We start from the raw sequence: 25,989 nt of genomic DNA, 5'->3' as shown, positions 1-25,989 counted from the left end.
CGCCCGCCTCGGGCGCTCGTCGCGGGCGTTCGCCGTCGCGGGGCCGGGGACGGGTCGATTGACGCCTAGTTGAACTTGAAGAGCTTCTGGGCCACCCGATAGATCCACAGCGTGGTCTTGGTGCCACCCTTGCCCGGGAGGTTGGTGCTGATGCCCACGATGCCCCGACGCGCCCGACGGTACATGCGTGGGTCAAACTCCTTGAGCTCGGCCCAGAGCGCATCGAGGTTGTCCATGGCGTCGGGCTTGTCCGACAGCCGCGAGAAGATGGAGCACACGGCCATCATCAGCGTGAAGTAGCCGACCATGTAGCTGCGGAGCTTGGGGCTCTCGACGTCATCGTACAGATGGTAGGCGTGCATCATGATGCTCGTGACCCTCAGCTGCTGGTCGATGCGGCCCACCATGACGCTCTCGTTGACCGACTGGTCCTCCCGGCCGATGAAGTAGCGATAGAGGTCGACGTCAAGATAGTAGAGCGTCTTGCAGCGCGGGAGCGGGACGTAGGCGTAGATGTTGTCGACGTAGAAGGTGTGGGCCGGCATGGGCACGCCGCCGTCCAACAGGACGTCCGTGCGATAGGTCAGGGAGTGCATGAGGAGGTTCTGGGCCAGGTTAAAGTGGCCGATCTTCTCCCAGCCCATGATCTTGCCCTTGGGCAGGGCAAAGCCGTAGTCCACGGGCACCTGCTTGCCGTCCTCCACGTGCTCGTAGACGTAGTTGGTGACCACGAGGTCAACGCGGGTGTCCAGGCGAATGAACGCGCGGAGGCGCTCGAGCAGGGCGGCGAGGGCGCCGGCCTCGAGCCAGTCGTCGGAGTCGACGACCTTGAAGTAGACGCCGTCGGCGTTCTCGATGCCCTTGAGGACCGCCTTGCCATGCCCGCCGTTCTCTTGGTGGACGGCCTTGACGATGGTGGGATACCGTCGCTGCCACTCCTGGGCCCTGGCGAGCGTGTCGTCCTTGGCGGACCCGTCATCCACGACAATGACCTGCACGTCCTCCGCCTCGCCGCTGCCCTCGATGATGGAGGCTATGCAGTGGTCCATGTACGCGGCTGAGTTGTAGCAGGGTATGCCGAAGCTGATCGTCTTCTGCATCTGTTTACTGCACCTCTGTCGGTATGTTGCCAATGTCTAGTGGCTCTGAATGATCTCGTCGGAAAGCTCGAGGGCGGAGGCGACGACCCCGTCCATGTCGTAGTAGCGGTACTCGGCAAGCCGGCCGACCACGTGGAAGTTGAGCACCCCACGGACGCGGTCGCGATAGGCCTGGTAGAGCTCGCGATTCTTGGCGTTGCCGATGACGTAATAGGGGGTCTCGCCCACGCCGGGAAGATACTCGCGCGAGTACTCGCGCAGGATGGTGGTCTTGCCCGGGACCACCTGGCCCGTCATATTCTTGAACTCCGTGATGCGGGTGAAGTTCTCGCTCACGGTGTAGTTGACCGTGCCGACCGGCTGGAACTGGTCCATGTCGAGCGTCTCGAAGACCATGTCCACCGTGCGGTAGGGCAACGCGCCCAAATCCAGGTCAAAGAGCTCGTCGAGGGCGCCCGTGTAGATGACCTCCCCGCCGTAGGGCTTGCCGCACACCTCGACCGTGCTCTCCTTGACCTTGAGGATGTCGCGCACGTCCACGTCGAGGAACACGTTGATGAGGTCGTGGTCGAGCATGTGCTCGAAGAGCGTCGTGTAGCCCTCCGCGGGCATGCCCTGATGGGGGGCCTGGGGAAAGTAGCGGTCGTCGTCTCCGACGAAGACGGGCACCCGCGAGGTGACGGCCGCGTCGATCTGGTCGGGCGTCTTGCCCCACTGCTTCATGGTGTAGTGCAGAAAGACGTTCTCGTACACATAGTCCGCGACCTCCTCGAGGTCGGGGTCGTTCTTGCGACGCAGCTCCAGGATGGGGACCTTCTTGTTCTCGCCGAAGGTCGCCACGAGCTTCTGGTAGAGCTCCTCGCCCCGCTCGTCGCCAAAGGCGAGCCTCAAGCTCCGATGGTTGAAGGGAACCGGCATGAGCGTACCATGCACGTTGGCGAGGACCTTGTGCGAGTAGTCGGTCCACGAGGTGAAGCGCGAGAGAAACTCATGCACGCGTTCGTCGGCGGTGTGATAGATGTGCGGGCCGTACTTGTGGACGAGAACGCCCGCCTCGTCCTCGTAGTCGTACGCGTTGCCGGCGATGTGCGAGCGACGCTCCACGACGGCCACCTTGCTGCCACAGGCCTCGGTAAGGCGACGCGCGCACACGGCTCCGGCATACCCGGCACCGACGACGATCGCGTCGTACGACTGAGGGCTGAACCCCTCGGGAAGGCCATGGCTGATGCTCATGCTGTAGACTCCTTCAATTCTGCCGCAGCTCGCACGCGGCCCGATAAAATGCGGTGAACGCAATATCATTTACCGACGCACAGTCACCGCCAAACGATTGGCGGTCTGATTCTATCACGCGTTTGTATAATGGAGATGCGTTGGCCTAAACACCAGCATACGTTCATCTTCGCTTCGAGTGGTCAGGACCCGCGCACCCATACCGTCTGTCGATTGGAGCATCCCATGAGTGAGTGGATCGAGAAGGTCAAGGACCGGGCGAAGAAGCAGAAGAAGACCATCGTCCTGCCCGAGAGCGAAGATCCCCGCGTCATCGAGGCCGCCAAGAAGGCCCTTGCGGCCGGCATCGCCAACATCGTGATCCTGGGCGATTCCGACAAGGTTGACGTCCCCGGCGCGACCGTCATCAACCCGCGCCACTCCGACAAGCATGAGGCCTACGCACAGAAGTTCGCCAAGCTGCGCGCCCGCAAGGGCGTGACGATCGTCCAGGCGCGCGAGAGCATGAACGACGCCACCTACTTTGGCATGATGATGGTCAAGATGGGCGACGCCGACGGCCTGGTCTCCGGTGCCTGCCACTCCACGGCCAACACGCTGCGCCCCGCGCTTCAGATCCTGAAGACCGCCCCGGACGCCAAGCTCGTCTCGGCCTTCTTCGTGGTCTGCTCGCCCAAGCACGAGTATGGCGACAAGGGCACCCTCATCTTTGCGGACAGCGGCCTCAACATCGACCCCACCGCCGAGGAGCTCGTGGAGATCGCCGCGTCCACGGCCAAGACCTGGCGGGGCTTCATGGAGGACGAGCCTCGGATCGGCATGATGTCCTTCACCACCATGGGGTCCGCCAAGGGTGCGGTGCCTGACAAGATGCAGGAGGCCACCCGGCTCGCGAACAAGCGCTACCCCGAGCTTGAGCTTGACGGCGACCTGCAGGTTGACGCCGCGCTCGTGCCCGAGGTCGCCACCATCAAGGCGCCGCACTCGCACGTCGCCGGCAAGGTCAACATCATGATCTTCCCCGACCTGGCCTGCGGCAACATCTCCTACAAGCTCGTCCAGCGCTTTGGTGACGCGGAGGCGTACGGACCGCTGCTCCAGGGCATCGCGAAGCCCGTCAACGACCTGTCCCGCGGCTGCTCGTCCGACGACATCGTGGGCGTCATCGCCATCACCTGCGTCCAGGCCCAGATGATGGATGCCGCCAAGGCAAAGGCCGAGTCCGAGGCCTAGCCACGGCAGGCCGCCCGCACGCGCCGGCGGTGCGCGCCATGCGCCCCACAGCACGACCGGGACCCCTCCCGCCCTCGGGAGGGGTCCCGTTGTCTGAGACGCCCTCACGCCATGCACATGCTCGAGCGTCAGGTTGGGCGACATCCCTACGACGACAACGCCCGCAGCACGTCGGCAAGGACGACGACATGGTTCATGCGCTCGTCTCTGGCGGCAAAGATCAGGGACATCCTCGGAGCAGAGTCCGCCCAACCCAAAAGTCGCCGCGCCGCGCCGCTGGCCGCAAGCTCGGCGCGATAGGCCGCGGAGAAGTCCTCGAAGCTCACGTCACCGCGATGCCAGGACGTCCTGAGCTCAACGCTGGGTGCCACGTCCTTGTCCCACAGGTCAAGCTGCGCCCGCTGTTTGGAGATGCCTCGTGGCCAGAGCCTGTCCACCAGCACGCGCAGCCCGTCCCGGGGACTCGGCTTCTCATACACGCGTTTGAGCGCGATGTCGGGCATGGCGCATCACACTCCCCTCACATGATGACCCGCCGCTTGACGGATTGACACGACGAGTCGATGGCGGCGCCGCTAATCGGCGTCGTGACGTCGCGGGCGTCAGCGCCCCGGGCGCGTCTCGGCCCAGACGTGCCCGCACCTGCGGCAGACGTACTGGCAGATCGTGCCTCCGCCGCCGTCGCTCATGGTGCTCAGCAGCTCCACGTCATCGCTCCCGCACTGAGGGCAGTCGGGCTGCAGAAGATACGCGTCGAGCGCGTCCCCGCTGATCTCGTCGGTCGCCACGACGAACTCCTTCCCTTTCTTGCGTCGCGCCCCTGCCGACGGCGCGACCGCGGTCGGCGCCGCATGACGACGGCGGCGCGACAGCTCCGGCGTCAGGCCCGCATCTTAGTCCTACGCCTGGGGCTGAGGTCCGGCGGCGCGCACCGCGTCGGTCATGTCGGGGTACTTTGCGTTGGCGTTGTCCACGAACATCTGGGCGAGGGCGCACGCCGCCCGGTCGTACTCCGCCTTGTCGAGCCAGGTGTCCCGCGGGTTGAGGATGTGGGGGTCAACACCGTCAACGTGCTGGGGGACGTCGACGTTGAGGACCGGGTCGTGGACGAACGTGGCGTCTTCCACGCTGCCGGAGAGCGCCGCGCTCACCATGAGGCGCGTGGACGCGAGGTCCATGCGCGCACCCGTGCCGTAGGAGCCGCCCGTCCAGCCGGTGTTGATCAGATAGACGCGCGTTCCCGAGCGTTCCATCTTGGCGCCAAACATGTCGGCATACCACAGCGGCGAAAGGGGCATGAACGGCTCGCCAAAGAGCGTGGAGAAGGTGGGGACCGGCTGGTTGACGCCGCGCTCCGTGCCGGCCACCTTGCTGGTGAAGCCCGAGAGGAAGTGATACATGGCGCCATCCCGGCCCAGACGCGAGATGGGCGGCAGGACGCCAAAGGAGTCGCAGGTGAGGAAGATCACCACATTGGGATAGCGTCCCTGCCCCATGACCTGGGCGTTCTTGATGTAGTCGATGGGATAGGCGGCGCGGGTGTTCTCGGTGAGCGAACCGTCGAAGAAGTCGGGCCTGCGGGTGACGGGGTCGATCACGACGTTCTCGCAGATGCTGCCAAAGCGAATGGCGTCAAAGATCTCGGGCTCCGTCACCGCGGAGATGCGGATGGCCTTGGCATAGCAGCCGCCCTCGAGGTTGAAGACGCTGTTCTCCGCCCAGCCGTGCTCGTCGTCACCGATGAGCATGCGCTGGGGGTCGGCCGAGAGGGTCGTCTTGCCCGTGCCCGAAAGGCCAAAGAACACGGCCGTCTCGCCCGTCACGGGGTCCATGTTGGCCGAGGAGTGCATGGGCAGCACGTTGTCCTCGACGGGCAGGAGGTAGTTCATGACCGAGAAGACGGCCTTCTTGATCTCGCCGGAGTACATGGTGCCCGCGACGATGATCTCGTGGGTCTCGAAGTTGATGAGGACGGCCGCCTCGGAATGCGTGTGATGCACGGACGGATCCAGCTTGAGGCCCGGGGCAACCAGCACGCTGAAGTCCTGGGGCTCAAAGTCCGCGAGCTGACGTCGTGAGGGCCTGACGAGCAGCTGACGGGCAAAGAGGGCCTGGCTGGCCCTCTCGCACACCACCAGGAACTTGCGGCACCAGCGACGGTCGGCGCCGGCGATGGCGTGGACGATGTACAGGTCGCGCACCTTGAGATAGTCGCAGACGGCCTGCTTGACGCGCTGGTAGTCCTCCACGGCGAACGGCTTGTTCGCGGCGCCCCACGCGATGACGTCATGGACGTCCGGCGTGTCCACGATGAAGCGGTCGTGCGGGGAGCGGCCGGTGTAGGCGCCCGTCTTGACGCAGAGGGACCCGTTGGAGGCAAGAGAGCCCTCGTTTGACCTGATGGCCTTCTCTATGAGGGTCGCGGGGGCGGCGTCAGTGAGGATGGCGCCCCGGCACTCCCCCAAGCCGCAGATCGCAAGCTGATCTTGAATCATGAGACCTCCAGATGGTATGAAATAGGCATAAGCACGCAAATTCTTAAGTAAATACGCGCAACTGTTGTCATCCTATACCAGATGCGCGAGGCCAGCCTCACGCATATGCGGGACGGTATCCTATTTTCGGCAAAGGCCGGGGCGGTGGCGCGTCGCCGGACAGGCACAAGGCCACCTTCGCCGGCGCGAGGGTGGCCTTGGTGACGTCCTTGTGCGCTGGGCAGGCTACCTGCCGAGCAGCGCCTCCACGTCGTAGGCGATCATGAGCTCCTCGTTGGTGGGAACCACGAGCACCTTGACCTTGGAGTCCGCCGCGGAGATGAGGCGCGCCTCGTCGGAGCGGACCTTGTTGAGCTCGGGGTCGATCTTGACGCCGAGCCACGCGAGCTCCTGGGCGACCCCGGCGCGCATGGTGGCCGAGTTCTCGCCGATGCCCGCCGAGAAGGCCATGGCGTCAAAGCCCTGGAGCGACTGCGCCATCTCGGCGATGAGCTGGCCCGTGCGATAGTAGAACATGTCGAGCGCCATCTGACAGTTGGCGTCGCCCGCGGCGGCCCCCTCCTCGATGTCGCGCGAGTCGGACGAGCGACCCGACAGGGCGAGCATGCCCGCCTGCTTGTTCATCATGGTGTCAACCTCGTCTATGGAGTAGCCGCCCTCGCGGACGAGGTAGCAGACCGTGGCGGGGTCGATGGTGCCGCAGCGCGTGCCCATGATGAGGCCGTCCAGCGGCGTGAGGCCCATGGTGGTGTCCTTGTCCCTGCCGTCCTCGATGGCCGAGAGCGACGCGCCGGAACCCAAATGGCAGCTGACGAGCTTGTGGACGTCGCCGCCCAAGAACTCTCTGGTCGTGCGCCAGATGTAGCGGTGCGAGGTGCCGTGCGCCCCGTACTTGCGGATGTGAAGCCTGTCCACCACGTCGCGCGGCAGCGCGTAGCGCCAGGCCTTCTCGGGGATGTCGTAGTGGAACGAGGTGTCCGCGACGATCACGTTGCCGATGGAGGGAAACATGTTGCGGCAGATCTCGATGACGTCGGCCTCGGCGTAGTTATGGAGCGGCGCCAGGGGCGCGACCTCGCGGACCCAGCCCAGGGTCTCGTCCGTCACCACCTTGGACTCGGGGAAGTACCAGCCGCCCTGGACCACGCGATGGCCGATGCCCTCGATGGCCTCGGTATCAAAACCGGCCTGGGCCAGAAGGTCAAAGACGTGCTTGATCGCGGTCTTGTGGTCAGGAAGCTCGACCTCGAGCTTCTGCTTGCCGCCGTCGTTCTCCTCATGCCCGATGAAGGACCCGTCGATGCCGATGCGCTCGCAGTTGCCCTTGGCGAAGACCTCCTTGCTCTTGGTGTCGAGCAGCTGGTACTTCAAAGACGAGCTGCCTGCGTTGATGACGAGAACTCTCATGACGTTCCTTTCGTTGGTTCGCTCCAGAGGAGGTGCGCGTAGCCTCACGATGTGCTACGACACGACTATCATACGCCACGCGCCGCTCGCACGACGCGTTCGGGCCTCAGGCGGGACGCACGACGCCCGTCAGGGGCGCACGGCAGCGCCCTCCCCCATGTCGGGCGAGAGCTCCCTGCCCCCCAGCAGATGGACGTGGAGATGACGCACCGTCTGACCGGCGTCATCCCCCTTGTTGGTGACGAGCCTGAAGCCGCTGGACTCGACGCCCTCGCTCCGGGCGACCTCGCCGGCGGCATGGGCGAGGGCCTCGAGCACCTTGGCGGGAACCCCGTCAAGCACGTCGTCGTAATGCTCCTTCGGGACGATCAGGACGTGCGTGGGAGCCAGGGGCGACACGTCGCGAAAGGCGCAGACGAGGTCATCCTCGTACACGTAGTCGGACTCGACCTGATGGTTGGCAATCTTGCAGAAGATGCAGTCATCCCTCGTCGCCATGGGGCTCTCCTCAATCGTCGCATGCGTCATAACCGGCACGGGACGCACGTCTCCTCCAGCCGGCCCTTGCATGGGCCGGCGGGACGGGGAACGTGCCGTCCCTGGCATGTCCCTAGCATATCGCAGCCACGCGACCGCAGGCGGCAGACGCGCCGCGCGTCGTCAGTCGTCGAGAAAGCCGGTGGACGGCGCCGCCGAGCTGTCCTGCGCGAAAGGCTCGCCCTCGGCCGCGTCGTCCATCAGCACCGTCACCTTCTGCTCGGCGGCGGCGAGACGCTCGCGGAGGCTCTTGAGGAGCTCCACACCACGCGTGTAGTAGCTCAGCGAGTCCTCGAGCTCGAGCTCCCCTCCCTCCAGCGCTCGCACGACCTGCTCCAGCTCGATGGACGCCTCCTTGAAGCTCATGTCCGCTATGCTGCGATCAGACGAATTCCCTGACACCTTCACTCCCATCCGCCGCGGCGCAGAGCGCCTGTCTGACAGTTTTTGTCACGTCTCGACCATGCCCGCCCTGCCCCGCGCCGTCTTTGGCCTCGCGGGGCGGCGAGGCCTCCCTACATCTGGCTGAGCTTCCGCACGACCGCCGTCGCCGACCCGCGCCCCAGGCGCAGGCTGACCTCGTCGCCCACCAGAAGCTGGTCGGCGCCGCCCACCACCCTGCCCCGGGCGTCCCGCACGATCGCGTAGCCCCGCGAGAGCACCTTGAGAGGCGAGAGCGCCTCGAGAGAGGAGGCGGCCCGGCCCACCTGGGCGTCAAAGGGCCTGAGCAGGCGCCCCGAGAGGGACCTGAGCCGCAGGGCGCGACCTTCCAGGTCCTGCCGGCGACGCGTCAGGACCCGAGGCAACGTGGCGTGCAGTCGCTCCTCGGTCATGCTCAGGGACTCCTCCCTTCCCTCGAGGCTCGCGAGGGGACTGGCAAGGCAGCGCCGGGCGGCCAGGGCGCTCACGGCGGCCGCCCTGGCGTCGAGCGACGCCCTGACGTCCTTGCGCATGAGGCGGTCCGTGGCGTCAAGGCGCGCGCCCACGTCACGCGACCAGCGCTCGAGGGTGACGCGCATCCGACGCTCGCGCTCATGGATGACCGAGACGAGCTCGTCCAGCGGTGGGGCCACGGACTCCGCCGCCGTCGAGGGCGTGGACTGGCGACGGTCGGCCACCATGTCGCAGATGGAGGTGTCCGGCTCATGGCCGATGCCCGTGACCACCGGAACGGGACAGGAGGCCACGGCGCGGGCGAGGGTCTCGTCGTTAAAGCACATGAGATCCTCGAAGGAGCCCCCGCCACGGACGAGGAGGATGACGTCGGGCCGCGCCGCGGCGGCGCGGCGAAGGGCGCGGACGATCGTGGCCGGCGCCTGGTCACCCTGCACCGAGCAGTTGGAGGCGAGAATCTCCACCAGGGGGTTCCGGCGCGCGAGCGTGCGCTTGACGTCGTCGATGACGCTGCCCGAAAGCGAGGTGACGACGGCGACCCGCGTGCAGAAGGGCGGGATCGGACGCTTGCGCGCAGGGTCCATGAGACCCTCTCGCTCGAGCCTGCGCGCCAGCTCGGCGACGCGCTGGCGCAGGAGGCCCTCCCCCTGCAGGCGCAGGCTCGCGGCCTTGAACGAGAGCTTGCCGCTCGCGCCGTACACGTCAAAGGACCCCGTCATCAGCAGGCTCATGCCATCCTTGAGCGTGAAGCCGCAAGCCTGGTAGATGCCACGCCACACGATGACGGACATGGACGACTGGTCGTCCTTCAGGGTGAAGTAGCAGTGGCCCGAGCGTGCGTTGGGTCCGCGAAAGCCGCTCACCTCGCCGAGGACCACCATGCTCCCCAGCCCGCTGACGGCACCGTTTGCCCTGGACACCGCCTCCGTGACGCTCAGGGACGCCTCCGCGGAAGACTTCGCGCCCGCCGTGAGGCCCCACTCCCGCAAAGAGGCCATGCTATTCCCTCCGGCCGGTACGACCGACCAGGTACAGCAGCTGAAGCACGGAGACGAGCGCCGCGGCCACGTAGGTGAGGGCCGCCGCGGTGAGCACCTGCCGGGCCCCCCGCTCGTCGATGCCCGTGCCGGCATGCCCCAGATAGGCGACCGCGCGGCGCGAGGCGTCGATCTCGACGGGAAGGGTCACCAGATGAAAGACGACCGAGAGCGCAAAGAGGATGATGGCCGCCTGCGCGAGGCCGGCCAGGTCCAGCAGAAGGCCCGCGATGAGCACGATCATCCAGATCTGCTGCGCAAAGTTGACGACGGGCACCAATGCCGTGCGCATGCGGCCCGGCAGATAGCCGCGCGCCGTCTGGACCGCGTGGCCCGCCTCGTGGCAGGCGACGGCGACGGAGGCGACCGACCCGCCCTCGCAGTTCTCCTCAGAGAGATGCAGCATGTTGTCACGGGGGTCATAGAAGTCGGTGAGGTGGCCTTCGACGCTGGTGATGCCCACCGCCGACGCGCCCTCGGCGTCAAGCATCCTGCGCGCGACCTCGCGACCCGTCGCCCCTGCGGTCGCCTCGACGTGAGACCACTTTCTGTAGGTTGATTGTATGTATGCCTGAGTGAGCCCGCCCAGGATGACCGACGCGATGACGATGCCCCAATAGCCCAGGTCCATGCCATAGCCTACGTACATTGAACCCCTCCTTGCGCATGACGGCCGACGTGTACGGACGTTATACCCACGATCCGACGCCCGATGGCGCACGGCCCGCGTGCAGCGACGCAAAGGGCCCGCCCCCACACGCGCACCCCCACACCCTTGCGGCAAGTCTAGCAGAGGTCCCGGACGCAGAAAAACGCCGCCTTCGCGCCCGCGACCCCGCTCAGACGTCCACGGGCAGAGGGCGTGCGAGAGCGTCGCTAGAGCAGCTCGACGCGGCCGTCCTTGACCGTCAGGCCCATCTCGCCCGCCAGCAGACGGGAGAGCGGCCCTCCCACCAGGTCATGACGCCATCCCGCCGCCGCGAGACGCGCATCCCGCCTTCCGGAGGCAAAGTCGATGAGGTCGTCCTTGGTGGCCACGAGCTGCGGGGCGATGCCCTGACGGTCGGCGACGATGCGCAGCGTCGCGTACATGAGGTCAAGGACGCCCTCCATGTCCTGGCTGGGACGCTCGTGACGGGTCTTCTGGGGGTAGTCCTGGGGGTCGCAGGCCAGTCCCCGGGCGACGGACGCCACGAGAGCCGCAGCGTCACGCTCCCCGAGCGACTCCGCCCCGCGGATGCGGCGGAGGCGCTCCACCGAGCGGGGCGCCCGCTTGCTCGCCTCCAGCAGCAGCTCGTCGGAGGCCACCCACTTGCGCGGCAGGTCGCGTCGCGACGCCTCTCGTTCCCTCCAGGCGCAGACCTCGCGTGCCACCGCGAGCTGACGGCGCGTGAGCGACGAGGCGCGCCGGAGATGCACGAAGGCGTCCAGGGGGTCGCGGCGGTAGCGGCGGGGGTCGGCGAGCTCCTCCATCTCGGGCATCACCCAGGACAGGCGCTCCTCGCGCGAGAGCCGCCCCATCATGAGCTCATAGATGCCGGGCAGGAACCTCACGTCGTCCTCGGCATAGCTGAGCTGCTCGTCGTCAAGCGGGCGACGCGACCAGTCGGTGAGGGACTCCGCCTTGGGCAGACGGACGCCGCAGAGCTCCTCCACGAGGGCGCCGTAGCCAATCTGCTGGCGAAGCCCCAGGAACGCGGCGGCGAGCTGCGTGTCGAACACGGGGGCGACCTCACAGCCCAGGGAGTCCTGGATGACTTCGAGGTCCTGCGAGCAGGCATGGAAGACCTTCGTGATCGTCCGGTCGCCCAAGAGCGAGACGAGCGGCGTGAGGTCCGTGACCAGCAGTGGGTCTATGCAGGCGCCCTCGAAGGCGTCACCCCGCCCAAACCCCACCTGGACGAGGCAGAGCTTGGGATGATAGGTCTTCTCACGGATGAACTCGGTGTCAACGGCAATGACTCCAGACCTGCCCGCACGCTCGCAGAACTGGGTGAGCTTGGCTGCATCGCTAATGTACACGTGATCTCGATTCGCTTTCGACATGTCAAAAAAGAGTACCATCAAGGCGAGACGGACCCTTCTTCCGGCGGGCCCGAAGGGTCCTCGCACCCATCATGATAACAAGGAAGGCGAACCTCGCGTGCGCTACCTCATAGTTCATAACAGCCAGTCCGGCTTTGGGTCGGACGCCATCTTCGAGTTTGAGCGCTTCCTCGTGAGGCAGCGCGACGAATGCGTGCTGCGGGTCCTGCCCGAGACGGGAGGGGCCGACGAGGCCGTCGCCGACGCGGACGACTTTGACGTGGTCGTGGCGTCGGGCGGGGACGGCACCGTGGCGAGCCTTCTGTACGCGCTCAGGGGCTGCACGACGCCCGTCTGCGTGTTTCCGTCGGGAACGGCCAACCTCCTCGTGACCAACCTGGGCAACGCCATGGAGCCGCGGGCCCTCGCGCGAGCCTGCCACGACGGCCTCTGGGCCTCGACGGACCTGGGACAGGTCGGCTGGGAGGACGAGGGCGGACAACACCATGAGCGCGGCTTCTCCATCATGGCGGGCATCGGCTTTGACGCCCAGATCATGCGCAGCGCCCTGCCTAACAAGCGCGACATGGGCGAGGCGGCCTACTTTGCCGCCGTCCTCTCGAACATGCACCCCAAGGTCACGCACTTCACGATCGACTGCGACGGCGTGCGGTATGAGCGGGACGGCATCGCCTGCGTCGCCTGCAACACGGCCATGATGCAGGGCGGCATAGAGCTCATCCCCAATACGCGCATGGACGACGGCCTGCTTGACCTCATGATCATACGGACGACCGAGACGGTCGGCCTCATCAGGCCCATGTTCGCCGGCCTCCTTGACCGGGCCGGCAAGAGGCTCGACCGGCCTCACCTTGAGCATCTCTGCGGCAGCGCCATCACGGTGCGCTCCGCCGACCCCCTTCCCATCCAGGCGGACGGCGAGGCCGCGCCCGGCACCGGCACCTTTGGCTTCACGGCGCGCGTGCTGCCCGGATGCAACCGGCTCATCGTTGACGGGGGGAGCTCCTACGCGCCCGCCCCGACGTCTGCGGCCGCGAGGTAGGCCCCATGTGCGAGCCTGACGAGAGGGCGCTCCCGCCGGACGGAGGGCCACAGACGCTGCGCGTGGTGGCGGCCGTCATCTTCTTCCAGGGGCGCGTCCTGGCAGGGCGACGCGGCGACGGCAGGCTCGCGGGCGGGTGGGAGTTTCCCGGCGGCAAGGTTGAGCCGGGAGAGTCTGACCTGGACGCCCTGCAACGCGAGATTCGCGAGGAGCTCGCCTGCGAGCTGACGGACCCAAGGCCCGTCTACGTCGTCACCTTCGACTACCCGGACTTCCGCCTGTACATGCCGTGCTTTGCCTGCGGCCTTGCCCCGGGGGACGCTCCGCGCGCCCTCGTCCACACCGACCTGCTCTGGCTCTCACGAGACGAGCTCTGGGAGCCGGCATGGCTGCCTGCCGACCGCGGCCTCATCGCCCATCTTGAGACGCATTGGGAGGAGCTGCGACGCTAGCCGCCATCTTGATTGCATCTCGTCTATCATGGAGCTGTCACCGCGCACGAAAGGAAGCCCCCATGGACACCAACGCGAACACGCCTGGCCCCGTCATCGAGACCGCCTCCGCCACGACGTCGCCTGACAACGCCAACTCGGGCAGCACCGCCTACATCGTCGCCGCCATCGTCTCTTTGCTGCTCATCGGCATGTCCGTGATGCTCGCTCAGCCCGTTGAGCGCCTCGTTGAGCGCTACGTGGAGGAGTATTACGTCCCTGACGTCCACCTCTGGGACTCCTATGAGCCCGACCCCTTTGACGGGGAGTTCGAGGAATTCGACGTATACGGCAGGTACGACGGCCGCCACGACACGTACGAGCACGGGGGCGAATCCTGGCGTCTGGACGCCTAGCGGACGTCGCGACGACGAGGGCGGCACGACCCCTCGCACACGACGGGCGACCCCTTCCGCACCAGCCCCACCGCATCAGGAGGCAGAGCGACGCATGAGCAAGGCAGACGAGACCTTCGTCCGCATGTGCGCGGACATCATCGAGCATGGCACCACCACGCAGGGCGAGCGGGTGCGTCCGCACTGGGCGGACGGCAGCCCCGCCTACACCATCAAGCGCTTTGGCGTCTGCAATCGCTATGACCTGCGCGAGGAGTTTCCCGCCCTCACGCTCAGGCGCACGGCGCTCAAGAGCTGCATGGACGAGGTCCTCTGGATCTACCAGCGAAAGTCAAGCAACGTCCATGACCTCGCCCCTCACATCTGGGACGAGTGGGCCGACGCGGACGGGTCAATCGGCAAGGCCTACGGCTATCAGGTGGGACAGGTCTCGCACTACGCCGACGGTGACTTTGACCAGATGGACCGCGTCCTCAAGGACCTGCGTGACGACCCGTACTCCCGCCGCATCATGACGAACCTCTACAACGTGCACGACCTTTCCCAGATGCACCTCTACCCCTGCGCGTACAACGCAGTCTATAACGTCACGCACGCCGCCGGTGACGAGCGTCTCACGCTCAACCTTCTGCTCGTGCAGCGCAGCCAAGACGTGCTCGCGGCCAACAACTGGAACGTCTGCCAATATGCCATCCTCCTGATGATGGTCGCGCAGTCGTCGGGGATGGTGGCCGGCGAGCTGGTGCACATGATCGCGGACGCCCACATCTACGACCGCCACGTCGGCATCGTCCGCGAGCTCATCAGCAGGCCCCAGCACCCCGCCCCGCGCGTGTCGCTCAACCCTGCCGTCACGGACTTCTACGCCTTCACCACCGACGACCTCATCGTCGAGGGCTACGAGCACGGCCCCCAGGTGAGGGACATCCCCATAGCCGTCTGAGTGACGGCACGAGAGGGGCGCATGCCATGAACGCCATCGTTTCCGTCACGCGCGACTGGGGCATTGGCCTCAAGGGACGCCTGCTCGTGCGCAACCGTGAGGACATGCGCCACTTTGTGCGCATGACCAGCTGCGGCGTCGTCCTCATGGGGCGCGCGACCTTTGAGAGCCTCCCCGGTGGTCCCCTCAAGGGGCGCAGAAACGTCATCCTCACGCATGACGCGACCTACGAGCGTACGGGCTTCCCGCGAGCGGGCAGGCCGCAGGAGGGGACCCCAGGCGCCCGGGTTGGCGGCTACGAAGTCTACAACACGACTGACGACGCGCTCGCGGCGCTCTCGTCGGAAGATCCCGACCGCGTGTGGCTCATCGGGGGGGCGAGCGTGTACCGCAGGCTGCTGCCGCTCTGCTCGCGCGCCGTCGTGACCATGAACGACGTCCTGCTGCCCGCAGACGCCTACTTTCCTCGGCTGGACGAGGACCCCCGGTGGCGACTTGAGCGGACGGACGAGGGCGGCGTCACGGATGACGGGGTGCCGTTTGAGTATCGAAGCTACGTACGCCTGACCAGCTGATCTGGATATCCCTCGCCCGCACCGGACGCACCGAAGCGCTCGACGACGAGGGGGCACCGGCACATGCCGGCGCCCCCCTCTGCTGTGTCACGCCCGTCCCGACGCTGCGATGACGCGCGAGACGTCAGGATGACCACGGGGGTGAGCCTACTCCATGCCCGAGAAGTCCGCGCCGCCGTAGACCGTGCTCAGGAAGTCCTCCATGGAGGAGTCGTCCACCTCCCACTCACCGTCCGTCTTGGTGAAGTCGAGGGTCGCGCTGGACTCCTTGATGTCCGTAGAGTCGTCCAAAGCCTGGTAGGCATAGGTGAAGAACTTCTGCATGACGGCCTTCTCGCCACCGTCCGAATAGAGCGAGATGATCTCGTCCTGAGTGACCTCCTCCTCGAACTTCTGGGAGGCGACCTCGATGGCGCTGTCGAGGTTGGCGTTCTTGGCGGTGATGTCCACCGTGGCCTTGTCGCCGTTCACCTTGATCTCGCCGATGCTGTAGTCAAAGTGCTTGAAGGCATGGCCGAGGAACTCATAGATGTCAATGCCGTAGGAGTCAAGCATCTGCGAGGTCTCGTCGTCCATGTCCCCCAGGTAGGGAGAGAGGTTCTCTTTCGTGGGGTTCTTAAACGCCTCAAGGACCTGCGTAGCTCCCTCGCGAATGACCTTCTCATCGTTCTGCTGGCAGGCGCCCAGCGAGAAGCTCACGAGCAGGGCCAGCGTGGCGGCGAGCATGCCGGTGACGATCCGTCGGACAAGGTGTGCGCTGGACATGACGAGCCTCCTTACGGTGGAATCCGGGTACCTTCAGGATACCCAAAAGGTCCGCCGCCCAAGCCGTCGGCAAATGGCAGGTCATCTGCGGGAAAGCTGCGCCTCCAGGGCCATGACCTGCTCGTATGGGTCCCGTTCGTCGCAGACGAGCCGTCGCCAGGGGCCTCGAGGGGCGTCTCTCCAGTCGATGAGGGGGCCAAATCCGCCCATGAGCGTGCGGGCGGCCGTCTCGAACGAGGGGTCATCTCGAAGCCCCGGGTAGCGCAGGCACGACACGGCGGGATGACAGGCAAGGTAGCGTGCCACCACCTGGGCCGCGTCCGATGAGGCACGCCAGCGCCCCTCCCTGGCGCCGAGCGCGCGCCTTTCGACCTCGTCGGCAGAACGGGCACGGAGCAGGGGGGACAGCACGCCCAGCGCGTCATGGCACGCCCACAGCAGGCTCTCCCCCGTCCCCAGGCCCACCCAGGCAAGAGAGGCCCCCAGCCTCAGGGCCGGGCAGGCGCCCGCGCACAAGGTGAGGTCGCAGGCCAGGAGGGCCCCGCGTCGCCGAGCGGCCGTCGCGCGCGCCCTGACGTCCCGGCAGACGATGGGGACGCCCCCGAGCGGGCTGGTCAGCTCAAGGTCAGGGACCGAGGCAAGGGCCGCCCGCAGCTCCTCGTCGGCGACGACGAGCGCCTGGGGCCAAGACGTACGCGCGCCGCGAGACACGCCCAGGTCCTAGCCGCGTCTCTCGGCGATCTCGGCGAGGAGGTCGGCAAGAAAGTCGTCGAGGTCGCGCGCGACGGTCTCGCCGGAGCGGTCGCGCACCGAGACGTTGCCCGCCTGGACCTCCCTCTCGCCCAGGACGAGCATGTAGGGAACGCGGTCGAGGGAGCGCGCCTCGCGAATCTTGTAGCCGATCTTCTCGTCGCGGTCATCCACCTTGACGCGCACGCCCGCGTCTCGCAGGCGCTCGCCCACCTCGTGGGCGTAGGCGCGGCTCTTTTCCGAGACGGGCAGCACCTTGACCTGGCAGGGGCTGAGCCAGGTGGGGAACTTGCCCTCGTACTGCTCGATGAGCATGCCGCAGAAGCGCTCGAACGACCCGAAGCCGGCACGATGAATCATGATGGGCCGCTGCTTGGAGCCGTCCGAGGCGGTGTACTCGAGCTCGAAGTTCTGGGGCAGCTGGAAGTCGAGCTGGATGGTGCCGCACTGCCAGGTGCGCCCCAGGCAGTCCTGCAGGTGGAAGTCGATCTTGGGGCCGTAGAAGGCGCCGTCGCCGGGATTGAGGGTGTAGGCGACGCCCATGGACTCGAGCGCGTCCTTGAGGCCCTGCTCGGCACGCTCCCAGTCCTCGTCGGCGCCCATGGAGTCGTCGGGGCGCGTGGAGAGCTCCACCTTGTAGGGGAAGCCAAACTGCGCGTAGTAGGCCGTGATGAGGTGGGCGACGTCCGTGACCTGCTCGGTGATCTGATCGGGACGGATGAAGAGATGGGCGTCGTCCTGGGTGAACTCGCGCACGCGGAAGAGGCCGTGGAGCGCCCCCTTGAGCTCATGGCGATGGTCCAGCCCCGCCTCGGCAAGCTTGAGAGGCAGGTCGCGATAGCTGCGCGGGCGGCTCTTGTAGATGAGGCACGCACCGGGGCAGTTCATCGGCTTGACGGCAAAGTCCTCGTCGTCGATGAGCGTGGTGTACATGTTGTCCTTGTAGTGGTCCCAGTGGCCCGAGGTCTCCCACAGCTTGCGCGAGAGGATGATGGGCGTCTGCACCTGCTCGTACCCGTAGGCGTCCTGCATCTGCTGCCAGTACTGCATGAGGGCGTTCTTGACGCGCATGCCGTTGGGGAGCCAGAACGGAAAGCCCGGGCCGGCGTCGCTCATCATGAAGAGCTCCATCTCGCGCCCGATCTTGCGGTGGTCGCGCCTCTCGGCCTCGGCAAGCAGACGCTCATGCTCGGCAAGCTCCTCCTTGCTGCGGAAGGCCACGCCGTTCACGCGCGTGAGCATCTTGTTGTCCTTGTCGCCCTTCCAGTAGGCGCCCGAGACGCCCGTGAGCTTGAAGGCCTTGAGCCCCTTCGTGTACGTGAGGTGGGGGCCGACGCACATGTCGACGTACTCGCCCTGCCGGTAGAAGGTGATGCGGGCGTCGTCGGGCAGGTCGCCGATGTGCTCGACCTTGTACTTCTCGCCGCGCTCGCGCATGTGCTCGACGGCCTGCTCGCGCGGAAGCTCATACGTCTCGAACCTGAGGTTCTCCTTGCAGATCCTGCGCATCTCGGCCTCGATGGCCGGGAGGTCCTCCTCCGAGATTCTCTGACCCTCGGGAAGGTCGATGTCATAGTAGAAGCCGTTGTCGGTGGCGGGGCCAAAGGCAAAGTCCGCCTGCGGATACAGGCGCCGTACTGCCTGGGCAAGGATGTGTGCCGCAGAGTGACGGATGACGTGCAGCTCCTGGTCCGTGGGGACCTCTTCGACATGGCCGTCGTTGAACAGTGCCTTCATGCGCAGCTACCCTCTCCTCAAGAACGCGACGATCCCGTCGCCCGCGCGCCCGGGCGCGGGGCCGTCCGCCTCGTTCGGTTCATACCGCAGGTTAGTCTACACCACTGCGCCCGTCCGTAGAGGCGCTTGACGCCGGGGCCGGCGCGGGTGAGGCCGCGCCTCGCCGCCTGCCTGGGACCATCTCGCCGTTCTTTGCTAGAATCGAAGGCCGATGCCCCTCACGGACGGACGGTCTGCCCGCCGCATCGGCGCCCGTACGACCGACGTCTACGTCGCAAAGGACGGCCCATCCATGAACCAGACGCTCCAGGCGCAGGAGGCCGACGCCCCGTCGCGCGTCGCCGTGCTCATTCCCTGCTACAACGAGGCCCTCACGGTGGGCAAGGTCGTCGACGACTTCAGGCGCGCCCTCCCGGACGCCGACGTCTGGGTGTACGACAACAACTCCTCCGACGACACGGCGTCCATCGCCCGCGCGCACGGCGCCCTCGTGCGCAGCGAGACGCGTCAGGGCAAGGGCAACGTCGTGCGGCAGATGCTTCGTGACATCGACGCCGACTGCTACCTCTTGGTGGACGGCGACGACACCTATCCCGCCGAGGCGGCCTGCCGTCTTATCGAGCCCATCCTCAGCGGCGCGGCGGACCACGTGGTGGGCGACCGTCTCTCGAACGGCACCTACGGCAAGGAGAACGACCGGGCCTTCCACGGCTTTGGCAACGACCTCGTCCGCTGGCTCATCGGCCTTCTGTACCACTTCCAGTTCTCGGACGTGATGACCGGCTATCGGGCCCTCTCCCGCGAGTTCGCCAAGACGCTGCCCGTGCTCTCGCCCGGCTTCGAGATAGAGACCGAGCTCTCCATCCATGCCGTGGACAAGCGCTGGCGCATCGAGCAGGTGCCCATCGCGTATCGCGACCGTCCCGAGGGCTCCACCTCAAAGCTCGACACCTTCTCGGACGGGGCGAAGGTGCTCGGCATGATCGGCAGGCTGTTCAAGGACTACAAGCCACTGGGCTTCTTCTCGCTGCTGTCGCTGCTGTCCTTGGTGGTCAGCCTCTGCCTAGGCGTGCCCGTCATCGCCGAGTTCCAGCGCACGCACCTAGTCGCGCGCTTTCCCACCGCCATCCTCGCCGTGGCGTTCGCCGGCTTTGCCGCCCTCCTTTTTGCCTGCGGGCTCATCCTGGACACCGAGGTCAAGGCGAGTCGGCGCCAGTGGGAGCTTGAGGTCATGCGCATCTATGGCGAGAGGGCCGCGCGGCGCGACTAGCGTTTGGGTGGTCGGCGTCCGAGGGCGCGCGGCAGGATGCGGGAGGCGCGCCTGGGCGCGCCCGCTTCATGTTCGTCCCCTCCGCCGTCACGCGCGCTTTCGTCTGACGAGCAGGCGCCTGGCGAGACGCCGCGTCACTGGATGCGGGTGCGGCAGTACGGGCAGACCTTCCAGTCGGCGTTGAGGGGCCGGTGGCAGGTGGGGCAGACGTTGCGCACCTGCGTGTTGCAGATGGGGCAGACCACGAAGTCGCGATCGATGGGGGCGCCGCACTTGGGGCAGATGCCGTAGTGCGAGAGCTGGTGCTCGCGCAGGGCGATGTCAAGGTCCTGCTCCTCGCGATCGACAAGGTAGGAGCTGGGACGCAGGATGACGTAGGCCAGAAGGCCCACGACGGGGATGACCGAGATGAGCGCCCAGAGCCACCAGGGCTCGGCGCCGCGGCGCTGGGCGTCGCGGATGACGTAGACGATGGCCAGCACGTACAGCATGACGACGCAGGCGACGATGAGGTACAGCACCATGCGCACCTCAGGCGTGATGAGCTGATCGATGAGTTCAGACATGAAGCGGGCGCTCCTTTGCACTACGACAGGGCCATGCGAACACTGTCATCCAAAAAGCCAGCTGAGACGACGCGAGGGCGCCGCTTTGGCAATTCTAGCAAAACTCGTTGCGCCGTGCGAAGAGCTCGCCTGCCAGCGTGATGGACCCGCAGGCGACGAACGCCTCCCGACCCATGCGCGCGAGCGCGTCATCGACGCTGGCGAACACGCCGGCGACCGACGCCGACGCCCCCTCAAAGCGCCGTGCGAGCTCGGGGGCGGCCAGGGCGCGCGCGGAGCGGGTCTGCGTGCAATAGACCCGAGGAAACGCGGGGGCGAGCAGGGCCACGATGCCGTCCACGTCCTTGTCGGCGAGCACGGCGCACAGGAGCGCGAGGCGGGCGGGCGCCGTGGGCTCAAGCTCGTCCAGGGAGGCGAGGAAGGTCCTGACGGACTGGGGGTTATGACAGGCGTCAACGAGCACGGGAGGCTCGGGCCTCAGCAATGAGAAGCGCCCTGGCGTGGGGCAGGCGACGACGGACTGGTAGAGCCTGTCGGCGTCAAGCGCCCTGTCCAGGAACCGCTCACACAGCGTGACGGCGCAGGCGACGTTTGCCGCCTGATAGCTCGGCTTGAGGCAGGAGAGCTCTTCGTAGCGCCCCCGAGGCGTGGTGACGCTCAGCTCAAGGGGAAAGCCGAGGCGCCGAGGGTGCTTGGTGATGACGTAGCTGGCACGCGGGAGGCCCTCGTGCGCGCGCGGCGTCCCCTCGTGCATCTCGCCCGCGGCGTCGTCGGGGCGCACGGGACGCAGCAGGACGGGCTCGACCCCCTCCGACGCGCAGCGGGACAAGAAGACGTCCTCGACGCTCGCGGGCGTAGCGGTGCCCACGCCCAGCACGCAGCCGCGCCCCCTCCTGATGATGGCGGCCTTCTCGCCGGCGATGGCCTCGAGCGTGTCCCCCAGGATGCGCATGTGATCAAGTCCCACGCCCGTCACGGCGACCGACTCGACGGAGCCCACGGCGCTGGTCGCGTCCCAGCGCCCGCCCATGCCGCACTCGAGCACGACCACGTCCACGCCCGCCTCGGCAAAGATGACGCAGGCGGCCACCGTGAGGGTGTCAAACTCCGTCACGTCGTAGGGGCGCCCCCCCGCCGCGCGCCTCCGCGCGTTGACGCGTCGTGCGGCCTCGACGGCCGCGGCGATGCCGTGGGCAAACGCCTCCTCGCTCACGGGCGCGCCGTCAATCTCCATGCGCTCGGTGTAGGAGACGAGCTCAGGTGAGGTGTAGAGCGCCGTGCGCAGACCCTCACCCCTCAGGATGGCGGTGGTGTAGCGCGCGGTGGACGTCTTGCCGTTCGTTCCCGCTATCTGCAGGGACCTAAAGCGGGCGTCGGGGCCTCCCAGCTCTGCGAGAAGGTCGACGACGGTCTCAAGCAGAGGCTGGATGCCAAAGCGCAGGGCGCCGTGCAGCGTCGAGAGGGACTCCTCGAAGGAGAGGCGTGGCACGTCAAAGGGTGGCTGATACATGCTCTGCCTTTCTCCCGCCCAGGCGGCGGGACGAGCGTGAGGCAACGGGGCGCGCCCGCGTCAGCGGATCCCCAGGCCGATGAGCTTGAGGGCCTCGTCGCGCGTCTTGAGGTTACGCCGGAAGATGCCCCGAACGGCCGAGGTCACGGTCACGGAGCCCGCGCTCTTGACGCCGCGTATGCTCATGCAGGTGTGCTCGGCCTGGATGACCACGAGCACGCCCAAGGGGTCGAGCTCGCGCACCAGGGCGTCGGCCACCTGGCCCGTGAGACGCTCCTGGAGCTGGGGCCTGCGGGCAAAGCCGCTCACGCAGCGGGCGACCTTGGAGAGGCCCGTGATGCGGCCGTCCCGCGGAATGTAGCAGACGTGGGCGTGACCCACGAAGGGCAGCAGGTGATGCTCGCACATGGAGGCGAAGGGAATGTCCTTGACGACGACCATCTCCTCGTTGCCGGGCTCATGGAACTGCTTGCGCAGATGGGAGGCAGGATCCTCGGCAAGCCCGCCGAAGATCTCCTCGCAGGCGCGCGCCACCCGGTCGGGCGTGCCCGCGAGGCCCTCGCGGTCGGGGTCCTCGCCGATGCCTATGAGCAGCTCTCGCACGGCCGCCTCGATGCGGGGCCTGTCGATGCCGCCGCCGGGGGCGCCCCCGTCTCCCGCCAGGGCGCCATCACCCGTCGCCTTCGCCTCCGAGCTCATACGACCGTCCTCTCCGCCGCCTCCACCACGTGTTTGGCAAGCACTGCCGTCGTCAGGGAGCCGACGCCCCCCGGCACGGGCGTGAGGGCCCTCACCAGGGGAGCCACCGCCTCGGCGTCGACGTCGCCCACGAGCCTTCCCCGCTCGGCGTCCCAGTTGATGCCCACGTCGACGACGACCTGGGTCCTTTTGGCGCACGACGCCCCGAAGGTGCCGGGATGCCCTGCGGCCACGACGACGACGTCCGCCCCCGCGCAGGAGGCCGCGAGGTCGCGCGTCCGCGTGTGGCACATGGTGACGGTGGCGTCAGCCGCCTGCAACAGGAGCGAGACGGGCCTCCCGATCACGAGCGAACGCCCGATGACCGTCACGCAGGCCCCCGAGAGCTCCACGCCATGATGCTCGAGGAGGGCGAGGACCGCCTCGGCCGTGCAGGGGGCAAAGCCCACACGCCGGTGAGAGAAGACGCCGTAGAGCGAGGCGGACGTGATGCCGTCAACGTCCTTCTCGGGTGCGAGGCGCTCGCAGGCCTCCTCCTCGTCGAGCTGTGCCGGCAGGGGACGAAACAGCAGGCAGCCATGGACCGAGGCGTCGGCGTTCACGCCATCGATGGCCTCGATCAGGTCCTCTTGCGAGCAGTCTGCCGAAAGGACGACGCTCTCCACCGCGATGCCCAGGGCCCCGCAGCGCTTGAGGGCGCCGCACTCGTAGGCAAGGTCGTCCGCGCGCTCCCCCACCCGCACGATGGCGAGTCGGGGGGTCACGCCCGCCTCCTTGAGTGCGAGGATGCGCCCGGAAAGCCGCTCGCAGAGAGCGGACGCGGCAGGGGCCCCCCTCAGAAGCTCGGCCATGCTAGCCCCTTTCCCTCAGCCGCGAGAAGACAAGACGGGAGACGGACTGCGCCCGCGGCACCCACGTGCCGAGGAGCTCGTCGCACTCCTTCTCGACCTCTGCCGCCCGCGCGCGGTCGCGCAGGGCCCGCGTGTTGACGAGGACGTTGAGCGCCGCCGACTCCAGGGCGGCGCGAGCGAGGATCGTCCCGCAGCCCACGTCGGACACGAGGAGGACGGAGCCCTTCTCGGCGAGCTCCTCCAGAAGGGGGATGACCGCCGCAGCCGCCCTCATCATCTCCAGGGGGCACAAAAGCGCGCCCTGGACGGCCCTGTCGAGGACGGCGTCGCGGCTCGGGTCCTCCTTGGGGATGCCATAGGCGGCGGACAGCGGCTCGAAGGCGGCCGCGTCCTCGTCCACGAGAAGGACGAGCCTCTCGCGCAGCCGTTCGGCCTCGAGAAGGACGCGACGGACGTCGTCCTCGTGCTCCCGGTAGCGGCGCTTCCCGACCGTGTAGTTTGCGACCATGGCCGCAAGCGCCGCGGAGAGGGCGCCCGCATAGGCCGCCGCCCCCCCGCCGCCGGGAACCGGGACCTTGGCGGCAAGCGCCCTTGAAAACCCATCTATCGTTCGTGTCGTCAACGGCTCGCGCTCAGGTGACGAGCCTCTCTCCGTGCTCACGTCCGTATCTCTCCTCACGAGGTTGAAGGTGCGCGGGTCACCTGCTCTTTGGAGCCTAGAACAGCCCCACGATGCGGCCGTCCTCGGTCACGTCTATGCCCTCGGCCGCGGGGACCTTGGGAAGGCCCGGCATGGTCATGATGTCGCCCGTGAGGGCGACGATGAAGCCCGCCCCCGCGGACACCCTGAGGTTGCGCACCGTGATGGTGAAGCCCTCGGGGGCGCCGAGCTTGGCGGGGTCGTCCGAGAAGGAGTACTGGGTCTTCGCGACGCAGACGGGCAGGTCGCCAAAGCCCTGGGCCTCGAGCTGGGAAAGCTGCCTTCGGGCGGCGGGGGCGAGCTCGACGCCGTCGGCGTGATAGACCTTCGTGGCGATGGCCGTGAGCTTGTCAAGGACGCTCTCGCCCAGCTCGTACGCAAAGCGCAGCTCGGAAGGCTCGTCGCAGAGCCTGACGACCTCCCGGGCAAGCGCCTCGCCGCCCTCTCCCCCCTTGGCCCATACCTCCGAGAGCGCCACCCTGACGCCGAGCTCCCCGCAGCGGCGCTCGACGAGGGCAAGCTCGGCCGCGGTGTCCGTCGGGAAGGCGTTGAGGGCCACGACGCAGGGAAGCCCGTAGACGTCACGGATGTTAAAGACGTGCCTCAGGAGGTTGGGAAGGCCCGCCTTGAGGGCGGCGAGGTTCTCCGTCCCCAGCTCCGCCTTGGGGACGCCCCCGTTGTACTTGAGGGCGCGGACCGTGGCGACGACGACCACGGCGGAGGGGGCGAGCCCCGTGGCGCGGCACTTGATGTCAAGGAACTTCTCGGCACCGAGGTCCGCGCCGAAGCCCGCCTCCGTGACGACGTAGTCGGCGAGCCTCATGGCCGTCGTCGTGGCGATGACCGAGTTGCAGCCGTGGGCGATGTTGGCGAAGGGCCCCCCGTGCACGAAGGCGGGATTGCCCTCGAGCGTCTGAACGAGGTTGGGCTTGATCGCGTCCTTGAGGAGCGCCGCCATGGCGCCCTCCGCCTTGATGTCGTGGGCCGTGACGGGAGCACGGTCAAAGGTGTAGGCGACGACCATCCTGCCCAGGCGGCGCCTGAGGTCCATGAGGTCACTGGCCAGGCAGAACGCGGCCATGACCTCGGAGGCGACGGTGATGTCAAAGCCGTCCTCGCGCGGCATGCCGTTGGCGACGCCGCCCAGCCCGTCGACGACGCTCCTCAGCTGGCGGTCGTTCATGTCGACGCAGCGACGCCACACGATGCGCCTTGGGTCGATGCCCAGGACGTTTCCCTGCTTGATATGGTTGTCGAGAAGCGCGGCGCAGAGGTTGTTGGCGGCTCCGATGGCATGAAAGTCGCCCGTGAAGTGCAGGTTGATGTCCTCCATGGGAACGACCTGGGCATGGCCTCCCCCGGCGGCGCCCCCCTTCACGCCGAAGACGGGCCCGAGCGAGGGCTCCCTCAGGGCGAGCAGGGTCTGCTTGCCCAGACGGTTCAGGGCGTCAGCCAGGCCGATGGACGTCGTCGTCTTGCCCTCGCCGGCTGGCGTGGGGTTGACGGCCGTGACCAGGACGAGCCTGCCCTTCCGGGGCCGGTCCGCCAGGGCGTGGATGTCCACCTTGGCCTTCGTGCGCCCGTAGGGCTCGAGGAGGTCCTCAGAGAGCCCCGCCTTGGCGGCGACCTCCGCAATGGGAAGGAGCTGCGCCTCCTGGGCGATCTCGATGTCCGACTTGAATTCCGCCATCACTGCTCATCCTTTCGCCTAGCCCCCGTCGGGACGCCTCCCGCAGGCGCGATGGACCT

Annotated in this window: 27 protein-coding genes; 7 read left to right on the top strand and 20 right to left on the bottom strand. The window is 67.2% G+C overall.

The window, feature by feature from the left end:
- Window positions 1-65: 65 nt before the first annotated feature.
- Together BN3001_RS02725 and glf are read right to left on the bottom strand one after the other, a co-directional pair.
- A complete protein-coding gene (locus BN3001_RS02725) occupies window positions 66-1,100 on the bottom strand; it encodes a glycosyltransferase family 2 protein (RefSeq protein ID WP_058270284.1) in 1,035 nt (344 codons plus the stop codon).
- A 36-nt stretch (window positions 1,101-1,136) separates the two neighbouring features.
- Window positions 1,137-2,336 (bottom strand): UDP-galactopyranose mutase, encoded by a 1,200-nt coding sequence (glf, locus tag BN3001_RS02720; protein WP_058270283.1) that lies wholly within the window; start codon window positions 2,334-2,336, stop codon window positions 1,137-1,139.
- Window positions 2,337-2,561: 225 nt separating this feature from the next.
- Here glf and pta point away from each other — a divergent pair, with 225 nt between their 5' ends.
- A complete protein-coding gene (pta, locus tag BN3001_RS02715; RefSeq protein ID WP_058270528.1) occupies window positions 2,562-3,569 on the top strand; it encodes a phosphate acetyltransferase in 1,008 nt (335 codons plus the stop codon).
- Window positions 3,570-3,715: 146 nt separating this feature from the next.
- Here pta and BN3001_RS02710 read toward each other — a convergent pair whose 3' ends face one another.
- The 9 genes from BN3001_RS02710 to rnd form a co-directional block, all read right to left on the bottom strand.
- Window positions 3,716-4,072: a DUF488 domain-containing protein gene (locus BN3001_RS02710; protein ID WP_058270282.1), complete on the bottom strand. Its 357-nt coding sequence runs from the start codon at window positions 4,070-4,072 to the stop codon at window positions 3,716-3,718.
- 99 nt (window positions 4,073-4,171) lie between these two features.
- Complete coding sequence (locus BN3001_RS02705) at window positions 4,172-4,357, bottom strand: hypothetical protein (RefSeq protein WP_058270281.1); 186 nt, start codon at window positions 4,355-4,357, stop codon at window positions 4,172-4,174.
- A 111-nt stretch (window positions 4,358-4,468) separates the two neighbouring features.
- Window positions 4,469-6,064, bottom strand: a complete 1,596-nt coding sequence (gene pckA / locus BN3001_RS02700) for a phosphoenolpyruvate carboxykinase (ATP) (protein ID WP_058270280.1) — start codon at window positions 6,062-6,064, stop codon at window positions 4,469-4,471.
- Between the two features lie 225 nt (window positions 6,065-6,289).
- Complete coding sequence (locus BN3001_RS02695) at window positions 6,290-7,471, bottom strand: acetate/propionate family kinase (RefSeq protein ID WP_058270279.1); 1,182 nt, start codon at window positions 7,469-7,471, stop codon at window positions 6,290-6,292.
- A gap of 129 nt (window positions 7,472-7,600) precedes the next feature.
- Entirely contained in the window at window positions 7,601-7,969 is a 369-nt protein-coding gene (locus tag BN3001_RS02690; protein ID WP_058270527.1) for a histidine triad nucleotide-binding protein, read from the bottom strand.
- A 162-nt stretch (window positions 7,970-8,131) separates the two neighbouring features.
- On the bottom strand, window positions 8,132-8,422 hold the full coding sequence (gene xseB, locus BN3001_RS02685; protein ID WP_058270278.1) for an exodeoxyribonuclease VII small subunit: 291 nt from the start codon (window positions 8,420-8,422) through the stop codon (window positions 8,132-8,134).
- 101 nt (window positions 8,423-8,523) lie between these two features.
- Window positions 8,524-9,900 carry an exodeoxyribonuclease VII large subunit gene (gene xseA / locus BN3001_RS02680; RefSeq protein ID WP_058270277.1) on the bottom strand — a complete coding sequence of 459 codons (1,377 nt, stop codon included), beginning with the start codon at window positions 9,898-9,900 and terminating at the stop codon, window positions 8,524-8,526.
- A gap of 1 nt (window position 9,901) precedes the next feature.
- A complete protein-coding gene (locus BN3001_RS02675) occupies window positions 9,902-10,588 on the bottom strand; it encodes a zinc metallopeptidase (RefSeq protein ID WP_058270276.1) in 687 nt (228 codons plus the stop codon).
- Window positions 10,589-10,815: 227 nt separating this feature from the next.
- Window positions 10,816-11,961, bottom strand: a complete 1,146-nt coding sequence (gene rnd / locus BN3001_RS02670) for a ribonuclease D (protein ID WP_058270526.1) — start codon at window positions 11,959-11,961, stop codon at window positions 10,816-10,818.
- Between the two features lie 121 nt (window positions 11,962-12,082).
- On the opposite strand from rnd, the gene BN3001_RS02665 reads away from it, so the two are divergent.
- The 5 genes from BN3001_RS02665 to BN3001_RS02645 all read left to right on the top strand — a co-directional run bounded on the left by BN3001_RS02665 (window position 12,083) and on the right by BN3001_RS02645 (window position 15,392).
- On the top strand, window positions 12,083-13,027 hold the full coding sequence (locus BN3001_RS02665) for a diacylglycerol/lipid kinase family protein (RefSeq protein ID WP_058270275.1): 945 nt from the start codon (window positions 12,083-12,085) through the stop codon (window positions 13,025-13,027).
- A gap of 5 nt (window positions 13,028-13,032) precedes the next feature.
- Complete coding sequence (locus tag BN3001_RS02660; RefSeq protein WP_058270274.1) at window positions 13,033-13,479, top strand: (deoxy)nucleoside triphosphate pyrophosphohydrolase; 447 nt, start codon at window positions 13,033-13,035, stop codon at window positions 13,477-13,479.
- Between the two features lie 62 nt (window positions 13,480-13,541).
- Complete coding sequence (locus tag BN3001_RS02655; protein WP_058270273.1) at window positions 13,542-13,874, top strand: hypothetical protein; 333 nt, start codon at window positions 13,542-13,544, stop codon at window positions 13,872-13,874.
- Between the two features lie 94 nt (window positions 13,875-13,968).
- Window positions 13,969-14,817: a thymidylate synthase gene (gene thyA, locus BN3001_RS02650; RefSeq protein WP_058270272.1), complete on the top strand. Its 849-nt coding sequence runs from the start codon at window positions 13,969-13,971 to the stop codon at window positions 14,815-14,817.
- Window positions 14,818-14,843: 26 nt separating this feature from the next.
- Window positions 14,844-15,392, top strand: coding sequence for a dihydrofolate reductase (locus tag BN3001_RS02645; protein ID WP_058270271.1), 549 nt, complete (start codon window positions 14,844-14,846; stop codon window positions 15,390-15,392).
- 147 nt (window positions 15,393-15,539) lie between these two features.
- Here the strand turns inward: BN3001_RS02645 and BN3001_RS02640 are convergent, their stop codons facing one another.
- From BN3001_RS02640 to thrS, 3 genes are all read right to left on the bottom strand, one after another.
- Window positions 15,540-16,157, bottom strand: coding sequence for a hypothetical protein (locus tag BN3001_RS02640; RefSeq protein ID WP_058270270.1), 618 nt, complete (start codon window positions 16,155-16,157; stop codon window positions 15,540-15,542).
- 81 nt (window positions 16,158-16,238) lie between these two features.
- The gene (locus tag BN3001_RS02635) at window positions 16,239-16,868 is read right to left on the bottom strand and encodes a PLP-dependent transferase (RefSeq protein WP_058270269.1); all 630 of its coding nucleotides are present in this window, start codon (window positions 16,866-16,868) and stop codon (window positions 16,239-16,241) included.
- 9 nt (window positions 16,869-16,877) lie between these two features.
- Window positions 16,878-18,644 (bottom strand): threonine--tRNA ligase, encoded by a 1,767-nt coding sequence (gene thrS / locus BN3001_RS02630; protein WP_058270268.1) that lies wholly within the window; start codon window positions 18,642-18,644, stop codon window positions 16,878-16,880.
- Between the two features lie 292 nt (window positions 18,645-18,936).
- Here thrS and BN3001_RS02625 point away from each other — a divergent pair, with 292 nt between their 5' ends.
- A complete protein-coding gene (locus tag BN3001_RS02625) occupies window positions 18,937-19,914 on the top strand; it encodes a glycosyltransferase (protein ID WP_058270525.1) in 978 nt (325 codons plus the stop codon).
- Window positions 19,915-20,048: 134 nt separating this feature from the next.
- Here BN3001_RS02625 and BN3001_RS02620 read toward each other — a convergent pair whose 3' ends face one another.
- The 6 genes from BN3001_RS02620 to BN3001_RS02595 all read right to left on the bottom strand — a co-directional run bounded on the left by BN3001_RS02620 (window position 20,049) and on the right by BN3001_RS02595 (window position 25,930).
- Window positions 20,049-20,480 (bottom strand): double zinc ribbon domain-containing protein, encoded by a 432-nt coding sequence (locus tag BN3001_RS02620; RefSeq protein ID WP_058270267.1) that lies wholly within the window; start codon window positions 20,478-20,480, stop codon window positions 20,049-20,051.
- A 94-nt stretch (window positions 20,481-20,574) separates the two neighbouring features.
- The gene (locus BN3001_RS02615) at window positions 20,575-21,990 is read right to left on the bottom strand and encodes a bifunctional folylpolyglutamate synthase/dihydrofolate synthase (protein ID WP_058270266.1); all 1,416 of its coding nucleotides are present in this window, start codon (window positions 21,988-21,990) and stop codon (window positions 20,575-20,577) included.
- 60 nt (window positions 21,991-22,050) lie between these two features.
- Window positions 22,051-22,689, bottom strand: coding sequence for a GTP cyclohydrolase I FolE (folE, locus tag BN3001_RS02610; protein WP_082629938.1), 639 nt, complete (start codon window positions 22,687-22,689; stop codon window positions 22,051-22,053).
- Complete coding sequence (locus tag BN3001_RS02605; protein ID WP_058270265.1) at window positions 22,686-23,540, bottom strand: bifunctional 5,10-methylenetetrahydrofolate dehydrogenase/5,10-methenyltetrahydrofolate cyclohydrolase; 855 nt, start codon at window positions 23,538-23,540, stop codon at window positions 22,686-22,688. The genes folE and BN3001_RS02605 overlap by 4 nt, the downstream gene beginning before the upstream one ends.
- A gap of 1 nt (window position 23,541) precedes the next feature.
- On the bottom strand, window positions 23,542-24,201 hold the full coding sequence (locus BN3001_RS02600; RefSeq protein WP_235815020.1) for a cyclodeaminase/cyclohydrolase family protein: 660 nt from the start codon (window positions 24,199-24,201) through the stop codon (window positions 23,542-23,544).
- 55 nt (window positions 24,202-24,256) lie between these two features.
- A complete protein-coding gene (locus tag BN3001_RS02595; RefSeq protein ID WP_058270264.1) occupies window positions 24,257-25,930 on the bottom strand; it encodes a formate--tetrahydrofolate ligase in 1,674 nt (557 codons plus the stop codon).
- Window positions 25,931-25,989: the final 59 nt, after the last annotated feature.

Origin of the sequence: Olsenella massiliensis, assembly GCF_001457795.1 — a bacterium.
Classification (GTDB): Bacteria; Actinomycetota; Coriobacteriia; order Coriobacteriales; family Atopobiaceae; genus Olsenella_F; species Olsenella_F massiliensis.
The sequence above is the reverse complement of the archived record's forward strand: the minus strand, read 5'-3'. Positions and strand labels throughout refer to the sequence as shown.